Raw genomic sequence first — 10171 nt, 5'->3', positions numbered from 1 at the left:
AGCGGTGTTAACGGCGTTAACGCCGTTAACGGGTGCCGGGGTCGGGGGTGGGTCGGTGGGGGCGGGGGCGTTAACGGTGTTAACGGGGGCAGGGGGCTGAGGTGGGGCGGGGGGCGCTGGAGCGTTAACGGCGTTAACGCCGTTAACGGTCGCGGGGGGAGGGGACGGGGTGTTAACGGCGTTAACGCCGTCGAGGGGGTGGAGGGTGGCGAGGCCTTCGAGGAGGCGGGCGTAGGCGGCGCGCTTCGGGGGGCGCGGAGCCGTGCGGCCGGTCTCCCAGGAGGTGACCGTTTCGCGGCGGACGGACAGGGCCTTGGCGATCTGGTCCTGGCTCAGGCCGGCGGCCTCGCGCAGGCGCTTGCGTTCGTCCGGGTGGGGCAGGCCGTCCTGGGCCGCCGCCGCTTCCAGCAGCGCGTCGACCGCTGCGAAGAGGGCGGTCTGGTCGTTCATCTCGCTCATCACTACCTCCGGGTGCAGCCTATGCGAACCGCACTGTTAAACGCACATGAAACGCACGTGGGGGCATTAACGGCGTTAATGCCGTCACCGCCCCCGGCGTGGGTGCCCGGCTCAGATCCGCTGCATCAACAGCTCGGTGACCGCCTTCAGGTCGTCCGGAGTGAGGTGGGCGGTGAGGGCGTCCGCGATGGTCTCCGGGGATTGGGTGGAGATCGTGATGCGGGAGGAGGGGGTGGGCGCGGGGGAGGGGGCGGTCTTCACGGTGTTAACGGCGTTAACGCCGTTAACGGTCGGTGGCGTCGGGCGGGTGCGCTGGCGCGGGGGGTTAACGGCGTTAATGGTGTCGTTGGCCGCGGCGGCCTGGTCCTCCTGGGGGAGGCGGCCGATGCGGCGGGCAGGCTCGACCTTGAGTTCGCCGGTCTCCACCTTCTCCTGGAGGGTGGGGGTCAGGTTGAGCAGGGTCAGGCGCTGGGAGACCCAGGCCGGTGTCTTGCCGAGCCGCTTCGCGACCTGGGCCTGTGAGCCGTGGACCTCGACGAGGTCCTGGAGGGCGCGGGCCTGGTCCATGGGGGCCACATCGACCCGGTGCACGTTGGCGATCAGTGCCGATTCGAGGATGTCCGCCGCGGAGGCGGACAGGGAGTCGTTCACGTGGATGTGCATCGTCTTGAGGCCGGCCAGGTGGGCGGCCGCCAGGCGCCGGTTGCCGTCGATGACCACGTACGGGGCCCGTCCCAGGCCGTCGGTCTGGCCCGGGTGGGCCTCCATGAACGCCATGCGGGTGGCGACCGCGAGGGGCTGGAGTTGGCCGCGGACCGTGAGGGACTGGGCCAGCTCGTCGAGGTCCGTGAGGTCCTCGCGGAGGTTGAAGGGGTTGTGGGCGAGGGCCTCGATGGGCACCTCGGACGGGGGGACGACCCCGGAGGTCGGGGCGCCCGTCGCCTCGGCGATGGCCGCGCGGCGGGAGCTGACGCCGACCGGCTGTGCGCGGGCGAAGGAAGCCGAGACTCCGAGTTTGTCGGCCTTGCTCATGAGATCTCCCTGGCGAGCGCGCGCAGGGCGACGGCCTGTTCGCCCTTGGGTGCGTAGACGAACAGTGGCTGCTTCACACGTACGGCCTCGCGCTGTTCCTTGAGGTCGGGGACGATCGCCACGACCCGCGGATCCTTTATGTCCAACCAGGCCTGCAGGGAGGACGTGGCGATGTAGCCGCGGCGGCCGTCGTAGAGGTTCACGACGAGGCCGAGGTAGTCGATGTCGAGGCTGAGGTCGTCGCGCAGATCGTTGATCTGTGAGGTGAGCAGGTCGTACGCGTCGGCCGAGGAGTCCTCGGCCTGTACGACGATCAGCGCGCCGGAGGCGCCCGGCTGTTCGGTGTCGCGGCGGCGGCCGTAGTAGATGGCGGCGTCCATGCTGAGGCCGAGGCTGGGCGGGCAGTCGATGAGGATGACGTCGTAGTCGGCCTCGACGGGGGTGAGGGCGCGTTCGAGGGCGGCCTCGCGGGCGCGGACGGTGGACAGGCGGACGTCCAGGAGGAACGCGTCCGTGCACGCGGGGAGGATGTGGAGGCGGTCGCCGAAGCGGTCGTCGGGGATGGCGACGATGAGGTCCGAGAGCGGTCCCTTGGCCTCGCCGGCCATGTGGCAGGTGAGGCTGTCGCCGCCGATGGGGAGGGGCTGCTGGCCGAGTTGCTTCGTCAGGTGGCCCTGCGGGTCGAAGTCGACGAGCAGGACGCGCATGCCCAGGCCCGGGAGGTCTTCGAGGTCCAGGGGCGAGGTGCTGGTCGGTGCTGCCTGCTCGGGGTCCTCGGGGTCCTCCACCGGGGTGAGGCGGGCCAGCTGGCGCGCGATGCGGACCGGGTGGAGGGATTCCGGGTCCTCCGCGAGGGCCTCCGCGGTGCCGGCGGTGATGGCCGTCTTGCCGACGCCCCCCTTCTGGTTGCAGACCACGATGCGGCGCACGACCGTGGGCCGCTTCACGGTGGGCGCCGGGTTCATCTCCAGCCAGAGGCGCACCGTTTGGGCGAGTCCCTGGGTGAGGGAGACGCCGCGGTCCTTGGCGTCCGTCCGGAACGACTCCCACTGGCCGGCGGGCAGCCAGGTGGAGAACGACTCTGCGCCGGACGTGTCGACGGGGGAGGGGGCGGAGGCGAGGGCGCTCCACTGCGCGATGCCCTGGTGGACCGCGTCCTGGATGTCGATCCGCAGTTGGGCGGTGCGGATCTTCAGTTCCTGGCGGAGCCACGGGGGGAGCTTGGAGACGACCTTCTCGCGGTCGCTCTGGGACGAGGGCGAAGTCATGAGAGGGACTTTACTAACGTTCTGGAGTGTTAGTGAGCGCCACGCCTGAGTTTTGCTAACGAAGTGGGCGGAGACACGCCAGGGCGGCCCCGCACTCGCCGTGGCGAGCACCCCCGTGGTCCACCACGACGTGTGCGGGACCGCCCTGGACGTACCGTCAGCCGGCCGTGACCGCTGCGGGGTTCGGGGAGGTGCGGTGCGAAGGCATGGGGTGCGGGGCGGGTTGGGCGAGCGGGGCGCGCTGGGTCAACAGGCCGAGCCGGGCCCGGCAGGCGAACGAGCCCGCGGGGTCGAAGAGGATCGCGCGGTCGGCCGGCACGATGCCCGGGAGGAGGTGCTTCCACAGGTCGACGACCCGGGCGTGCAGGTCCTCGCGTTCGGTGCGGACGTGCGACGTGACCTGGATGCCGGTGAACGAACCGACGATGAGCGTCGCGAGGTCGTACGTGTTGAGCGCCTGGAGGATGTCGCCCCGCTCCTGGGCCGGCGTCAGGCAGCCGTGGCAGGTGTCGATCCAGGCGTTGTAGGGCGAGGGGTCCGGGTGCGTGAACGAACCGAACTCGATGACGAGGCGGATGCCGGCGCGGATGCGGACGTTGGTGCGCAGCCCGTACGCCAACTCGTGCGTCAGGTCGATGACCGTTTGCAGGCCCGGGTCCACGATCTCGTGGACGCCCTCGGACACCCGGAACTGCTCGTCCATCAGGGTGCGTGCCAGGGCTTCCTTGGACTGGAAGTGGAAGTACAGGGCGCCCTTGGTGACTCCGGCGTGCTGGACCACGTCGCTGAGGCTGGTACCTCCGAAGCCGCCGTGGTCGAAGGCGACCGCCGCGCCGTTGAGGATCGCCTGCCGAGTGATTTCGGCCCGTCCCTGCCTGACCCGCGCCACGTGGTTCTCCTGATGCCGGTTCCGCTCGGTGTTACGGGGCTCAGCGTAGTGCGGCCGGTTCGAAGAAAACCAGTCGACAAGTACTTTTTAGGCGGCGGGAGGAGGTGATGTGGGGGCCTGTGGGGCGGTTTGGCGTGTTACTGATTGGTGGTGCGTCGGGGCGGGGGCGTTAACGGCGTTAAGTGAGGGAGCGGGTTCCGATTGTTAACGGCGTTAACGCCGTTAACGGTCGGGGTCAGCGGGTGGTCCAGCCGCCGTCCACCGAGAGGGTGGTGCCGACGACGAACGAGGCTCGGTCGCTGCAGAGCCAGGCCGCTGCCTCGGCGATCTCCGAGGGTTCCGCGATGCGGGGCAGGACGGCCGCGTTGAGGAGGACCTGCTCCATGTTCGGGTTCTGCTGGAGCCAGAAGTCGATCAGTTCGCTGCGGGTGGTGCCCGGCGCGATCGCGTTGATGCGGATGTTCTGAGCCGCGTACTCGGAGGCGGCGGCCTTGGTCAGGCCCAGGACGGCGTGCTTCGAGGCGATGTACGGGGACGCGGCCGGGGTCGCGACGAGGCCCGCGGTGCTGCTGTTGTTGACGATGACTCCGCCGCCGGTCTCCAGCATCGCGCGGATCTCGTGGCGCATGCAGTGCCAGACGCCGCGGACGTTGGTGTCCATGACGGTGTCGTAGTCCTCCTCGGTGAGGAGGTGCATGGGCGCGGGAACCGTGCCCGTACCCGCGTTGTTGAAGGCGGCGTCCAGCCGGCCGAAGGAGGTGACGGCCGTTTCGACGGCCCTGGCGACGTCCTCGGAACGCGCGACGTCGCCGATGACGTAGCGGGCCTCGTGACCGGCGGCCCGGAGCTCCTCCGTGAGCGCCGCCAGCTCCTTTTCGCGGCGGGCCATGAGGGTGACCGAAGCGCCCTCGCGGCAGAACACGCGTGCGGCGGCCGCTCCGATGCCGGCGCTCGCGCCGGTGATCAATGCAGATCGTCCCGCAAGCGTTCCCGTGCTGTCCTTCGTCTCCATCGCGCGAACCTAACACGCGAACACGGCGCGAAGTGATCGCTGGTCAGTAGGTGTTCCGTACCCGGTGACCGGTTATAGATCCATTGGCTCCGGCGAGAGTCCGGCCCGCCTCCGGCGCGGCCACCGACTGTGGCCGCCAGGATCTCGTACCCCTGTCCTGGGGGACAGCCGCGAACGCGGCGAACGCGGTGTGGAGCCCCCATGGTCAAGCAGGAGCGTGCGGCACGCACGCGCGAATCCCTGGTGCGCGCCGCCGCGGAGGCGTTCACCGACGAGGGGTTCGCCACCGCCTCGATCTCGGGGATCAGCGGGAGGGCCGGAGTGACCTCCGGTGCCCTGCACTTCCACTTCAGCGGCAAGGACGAACTCGCCCGGACCGTCGAAGGGCGGGCCGCCGCCGCGCTGCGGGTGGTGACCGGCACCGCCGGGGAACCGGACGGCCCGGTCGATGACCCGCTGACGCTGCTGGTCGATTCGACGTACACGTTGCTGGGGCTGCTCGCGGGGGACGTCGTCGTGCGCGCCGGCTTCGCGCTGTCCGCCGATGTCACCCACCGGAGCCAGGTCGACCTCCGCGCGCAGTGGTGTGAGTGGACGAGCGAGTTGATCGAAGCCGCCGGGCGACAAGGGCTCCTCGCCGAGGGGGTGTCCCCGCAGCAGGCGACGCCCGCGGTGGTGGCGTCGATCGTCGGACTGGAGGTGCTGGGGGCCGCCGATCCCGGCTGGTTCGCGGCCGAGACCCTCACCCGGATCTGGTCCGTCCTGCTGTCCGGTATCGCGGCCGCCCGCCGAGACGACCATGAAACAGACCGAACGGTTTGATTTACGGCCGTTCTGAGTGTTAGATGACCCTGTCGGGGCCCGGTCCGCGCTGGTCGTAGCGGCTGGGGATGCGCCCACGTCTTCGGTAAATGCGCAGCTCAGTGTGGGTTTTTGAGCACAGCCCGACCATCGTCGCAGGAGAAACGGTACGGCCGGTTTTGTATTGACAAACCGCTGGGACTGTTTTTTACTGACTCTTGCGACTCATCCAAGGACAGGGGAGTACGACGTGGACATCGATGTACTGGGCGCGCTGGCCGTGCGGGAGAACAACACCTCCATCACGCCGACCGCCCCCAAGCCCCGGCAGGTCCTGGCGCTCCTGGCCCTCCATGCCGACCAGGTCGTGCCGGTCGCGGCGCTGATCGAGGAGCTGTGGGGCGCCGAGCCGCCGCGCAGCGCCCGTACCACCCTGCAGACGTACGTGCTCCAGTTGCGCGCCCTCATCGCGACCGCCCTGGAGAACGCCGAGGGCACGCGGACCGCGAAGGACGTACTCGTCACCCTGCCCGGCGGCTACCTGCTGAACAGCGGCGGCGGGACCAGCGACGTACGGGAGTTCGACCGGCTGGCCGGATTGGGCTACCGGGCGATGGACGCGGGGGACGCGGCCGGTGCGGCGCGGTTGCTGCGCGAGGCCCTCTCGCTGTGGTCGGGTCCGGCGTTCGCGGACGTTCACGGCGGGGTGCAGCTCGACATGGAGACGCGGCGGCTGGAGGAGACCCGGCTGTGCGCCCTCGACCAGCGCATCGAGGCCGACATGAAGCTGGGCCGGCACCGGGAGCTCCTCGCGGAACTGACCGTTCTGGTGAGCCGCTATCGCACTCACGAGAACCTGCACGGTCAGTTCATGCTGGCCCTGCACCGTTCGGGACGGCGCGGCGAGGCGCTGGACGTGTACAAGCGGCTGCGCACCACGCTCGTACGGGACTTGGGCCTGGAGCCGTCGCCCGCGCTGCGCCGGTTGCAGCGCTCGATCCTGATGGCGGCCCCGGAGGGCATGCCCAAGGTTCCCGCCGTGGCGGCGGTCGCCGGTACGGGGACGCGGTCGGAGCGGCTCGTGCGGGCCTGAGCCGGCGCCGGGCGCGCCCGGGTGCCGGCGCTGGGGGAAGAGCGTGGACGCAGCGGGGGGCGGAAGGAGACGAGCGGTGCAGGAGAGGTCGGAGCGGACCCGTAGGCGGTTGGTCTTCGCCGGGGCCGAGATGTTCCACCGCAACGGATACGCCAACGCGACGCTCGGTGAGATCGCCGGCGCGGCCGGGGTGACGAAGGGGGCGCTGTACTTCCACTTCGCTTCCAAGGACGAGCTGGCCGACGCCGTGCAGCGCCGCGGATGCGGGCTGTTGCACGACGCGGTGCGCGGACTGAGGGAGAACGGTGCCTCCCCCCTGCAGGCGCTGATCGACACGACCCACTGGCTGGCGCGGATGCTGCACGAGGATCCCGCGATCCCGGCGAGCTTCCGCATCACCAAGGAGTGCGCCGGCCAGCACCTGAGCGCGGTGGACTTCCACGGGGCCTGGCTGACCGTGGTGAGCGAACTGCTCAGCACGGCCCGGGACACCGGAGAACTGCCGGTGGCCGAACCGCTCGCCGCAGCCGGCGGGGCGGGTCCTGGCCGAGGTCGCGGTGACGTGCGTGACGTGCGTGACGTCGGTGACGTGGGTGACATCGGCGATGTCAGGGACGTCGGGGACACCACGCCGACCGTGGATCGCTGGGAGAGCGCCGAGGCCCTGGTGGCCGCCGCGCTCTGCGGGATCGAGGTACTGGCGGGAACCGGGCTCTCCTACGGGGAGCTCCAGCGGAAGGTGGCCGCCCTGTGGGGGCTGCTGCTCCCCAGTCTGGTGGGGGAGACACGGATCGGCGAGTACCGGACGGGAGCCGTCGGGGCGCGCACCTGGGGGACCGGAGCCGAAGGGCGCTGTGAGTTCCAAGGGACCGGGGCGCAGCGGTAACTGCGGCGCAGTCGCAGGGCAAGCAAGTCGGAAGTGATCGAGGCGACTCGACGGAATGCGGAGGGGAGACCGTGAAGATTCAGGTTCTGGGTCCGTTGAGTGCCGAGGTCAACGGAGACTCGATCGTGCCGACGGCCGGCAAGCCGCGGCAGATCCTGGCCCTTCTGTCGTTGTACCCCGGGCGGGTCATGCCGGTGCCGACCCTCATGGAGGAGATCTGGGGGCAGAACCTGCCGCAGAGCGCACTGACCACGCTGCAGACGTACGTCCTCCAGCTGCGCCGCAGACTCGGCACGGCCATGGGGCCGGGTCGGCCGGGGGCCGCGAAGGAAGTGCTCACGACACGGCACGGCGGATACCTGCTCCAGGTACCGCCCGAGTCCGTGGACGTGCACGCCTACGAGACGCTGGTGGTGCGCGGCCAGGCCGCGTTCGACGCCGGCGACGACGAGGGCTCGGCGGCGCTGCTGCGGGAAGCGCTCGCGCTGTGGCAGGGGCCGGCGCTGGTCGACGTACGGGTGGGGCCGGTGCTGGAGATCGAGGTGCTGCGGCTGGAGGAGAGCCGGCTGGTCACGATGGAGCGGCGCATCGACGTCGACCTGCGGCTGGGGCGGCACACCGAACTCCTCGCCGAACTGACCGAGTTGACCGCGCGCAACCCGCAGCACGAGGGGATGCACTCCCAGATGATGGTCGCGCTGTACCGGTCCGGCCGGCAGGCGGCGGCGCTCGACGTGTTCCGCAGGCTGCGGCAGCGGCTCATCGGGGACCTGGGGGTCGAGCCGTCACCGCAGTTGCAGCGGCTGCACCAGGCGATCCTGGCGGTCGATCCGGCGCTGGACGTGGCGGCGGGACCGAAGCGGGGATCCACCTTCGACCTGTACGCGGCCTGACGGGCCGTACGCGGCCCGACAGGTCGTACGCGGGACCGGGCCCCGGCTGCCGCAGGAGGGCGGCCGGGGCCCCGTCAGGCATGGTGGGGGGCATGGAAGATCTTGGTGAGACCCCCGTTCCGTTCCGACTCGACGTACCGCAGGAGGAACTCGACGACCTCGCGGCGCGGCTGCGGCGGGTGCGGTGGCCCGACGAACTCGACGGGGCCGGCTGGGACTACGGGATCCCGCTGGGGGAGACGCGCGAGCTCGTGCGGTACTGGCGCGAGGAGTACGACTGGCGGGCCGCCGAGGCGCGGCTGAACGCATGGCCGCAGTTCACCACCGTCATCGACGGGGCCCGGGTGCACTTCGCGCACCTGCGGTCCCCCGAACCGGACGCCACACCGCTGCTGATGACCCACGGCTGGCCCGGCTCGTTCGTGGAGTTCCAGCGGGTCGCGGGCCCGCTGACGGATCCGCGGGCACACGGCGGTGACCCCGCGGACGCCTTCCACCTGGTGCTGCCCAGCATCCCCGGCTTCACGCTGTCCGGGCCGACCACAGAGCGGGGCTGGGAGTTCAAGCGGGTCGCGCGGGCCTTCGCGGTGCTGATGGAACGGCTCGGGTACGGGACGTACGGGGTCCAGGGCGGCGACTGGGGAGCCGCGATCTCGCGCGAGCTCGGCCGCGTCCGGCCCGAGCGGGTCATCGGCGTGCACCTGAACCTGCTGCCCGGAGCCGGCGCCACCGCCGAGCCCACGGAAGCGGAGCTGTCCGGGCTGAGCCCCGCCGAACGGGAACGCACCCGGGCCTCCTGGGAGCGGTACCGCGTCTGGGCGAAGGAGCGGCAGGGCTACGCCGACATCCAGGCGACCCGGCCGCAGACCCTCGCCTATGCGCTGAACGACTCCCCGACGGGGCTGCTCGCCTGGATCGGCGAGAAGTTCGCCGAATGGAGCGACCCGCGGTGTCCCGTGAATCGGGACCAGATGCTCACCAACGTGATGTTGTACTGGCTCACCGGGACGGCCGGTTCGGCGGCCCGGATCTACTGGGAGCGGGCCCACGCGGACTACTTCGGGCTGCCGCCCGAGGTGTCGACCACCCCGACCGCCCTCGCGGACTTCCCCCGGGACAACTTCGTCCCGTTGCGGCACGTGGCCGCGCGCACCGACTCCGTCGTGCGCTGGACCTCGTACGACCGGGGCGGGCACTTCCCCGCCATGGAGGTGCCGGAGTTGCTGGTGGGTGACGTCCGCGGCTTCTTCCGGGAGCTCGCCGGGGCCGTCCGGCCGTCCGGCATGTGAAATCCGGTGGGGGTGGGGCCGTACCGCTGTGATGATCGCTCGATGAACGATGAGCAGCGGACCCGTCCCGTACTGACCGGTGACGAGCGGGAGACCCTCACCAGCGTGCTGCAGGGGCAGCGCGACACCCTGATGATGAAGTGTGCGGGGCTGAGCGCCGAGCAGCTGCGGCGCCGGGCCGTGCCGCCGTCCGGGCTCAGCCTGCTCGGGCTGGTGCGCCACCTCGCGGAGGTCGAGCGGGGCTGGTTCCGCAACGTGGTGGGCGGCGAGGACGTACGCGGCTACTTCCCGCAGAACGCGGCGGGAGAGCGGACCGAGTTCGACGTCGAGGACGCGGACCCGCAGGAGTCCTTCCGGATCTGGGAGGACACCTGCGAGCGCTCCCGGGCGATCGTCGCCGCCGCCGAAGCCCTCGACGTGCAGGGGCGGTACGGGGACGAGGGGTACTCCCTGCGCTACGTCCTGGCGCACATGATCGAGGAGTACGCCCGGCACAACGGGCACGCGGACCTGTTGCGCGAGACGATCGACGGGGCCACCGGCGAGTAG

11 protein-coding genes are annotated in these 10171 nt (G+C 70.7%); 6 read left to right on the top strand and 5 right to left on the bottom strand.

The genetic code is table 11. The features are described 5' to 3' along the window. The 5 genes from AB0D46_RS34695 to AB0D46_RS34675 form a co-directional block, all read right to left on the bottom strand. Window positions 1-450 (bottom strand): helix-turn-helix transcriptional regulator (locus AB0D46_RS34695; protein WP_362883532.1); only part of this gene is annotated, 450 nt, incomplete at its 3' end. A gap of 120 nt (window positions 451-570) precedes the next feature. Then, window positions 571-1491, bottom strand: a complete 921-nt coding sequence (locus tag AB0D46_RS34690; RefSeq protein WP_362883528.1) for a ParB/RepB/Spo0J family partition protein — start codon at window positions 1489-1491, stop codon at window positions 571-573. After that, window positions 1488-2759, bottom strand: a complete 1272-nt coding sequence (locus AB0D46_RS34685; protein WP_362883527.1) for a ParA family protein — start codon at window positions 2757-2759, stop codon at window positions 1488-1490. Before AB0D46_RS34685 ends, AB0D46_RS34690 begins: the two co-directional genes overlap by 4 nt. Before the next feature lie 157 nt (window positions 2760-2916). Next, window positions 2917-3648: a ScbR family autoregulator-binding transcription factor gene (locus AB0D46_RS34680; protein WP_362883525.1), complete on the bottom strand. Its 732-nt coding sequence runs from the start codon at window positions 3646-3648 to the stop codon at window positions 2917-2919. 235 nt (window positions 3649-3883) lie between these two features. Next, window positions 3884-4660 carry a glucose 1-dehydrogenase gene (locus AB0D46_RS34675; RefSeq protein WP_362883523.1) on the bottom strand — a complete coding sequence of 259 codons (777 nt, stop codon included), beginning with the start codon at window positions 4658-4660 and terminating at the stop codon, window positions 3884-3886. A gap of 201 nt (window positions 4661-4861) precedes the next feature. On the opposite strand from AB0D46_RS34675, the gene AB0D46_RS34670 reads away from it, so the two are divergent. From AB0D46_RS34670 to AB0D46_RS34645, 6 genes are all read left to right on the top strand, one after another. Further along, window positions 4862-5482 carry a ScbR family autoregulator-binding transcription factor gene (locus AB0D46_RS34670; RefSeq protein ID WP_362883521.1) on the top strand — a complete coding sequence of 207 codons (621 nt, stop codon included), beginning with the start codon at window positions 4862-4864 and terminating at the stop codon, window positions 5480-5482. 229 nt (window positions 5483-5711) lie between these two features. After that, on the top strand, window positions 5712-6554 hold the full coding sequence (locus tag AB0D46_RS34665; protein ID WP_362883520.1) for an AfsR/SARP family transcriptional regulator: 843 nt from the start codon (window positions 5712-5714) through the stop codon (window positions 6552-6554). 76 nt (window positions 6555-6630) lie between these two features. Next, complete coding sequence (locus AB0D46_RS34660) at window positions 6631-7440, top strand: ScbR family autoregulator-binding transcription factor (protein WP_362883518.1); 810 nt, start codon at window positions 6631-6633, stop codon at window positions 7438-7440. Window positions 7441-7511: 71 nt separating this feature from the next. Beyond that, a complete protein-coding gene (locus AB0D46_RS34655) occupies window positions 7512-8333 on the top strand; it encodes an AfsR/SARP family transcriptional regulator (protein ID WP_362883516.1) in 822 nt (273 codons plus the stop codon). A gap of 92 nt (window positions 8334-8425) precedes the next feature. Then, on the top strand, window positions 8426-9622 hold the full coding sequence (locus tag AB0D46_RS34650) for an epoxide hydrolase family protein (RefSeq protein WP_362883514.1): 1197 nt from the start codon (window positions 8426-8428) through the stop codon (window positions 9620-9622). 42 nt (window positions 9623-9664) lie between these two features. Further along, entirely contained in the window at window positions 9665-10171 is a 507-nt protein-coding gene (locus tag AB0D46_RS34645; RefSeq protein WP_362883513.1) for a DinB family protein, read from the top strand.

It is taken from the genome of Streptomyces sp. NPDC048383 (assembly GCF_040651775.1).
Taxonomy (GTDB): domain Bacteria; phylum Actinomycetota; class Actinomycetes; order Streptomycetales; family Streptomycetaceae; genus Streptomyces.
The sequence above is the reverse complement of the archived record's forward strand: the minus strand, read 5'-3'. Positions and strand labels throughout refer to the sequence as shown.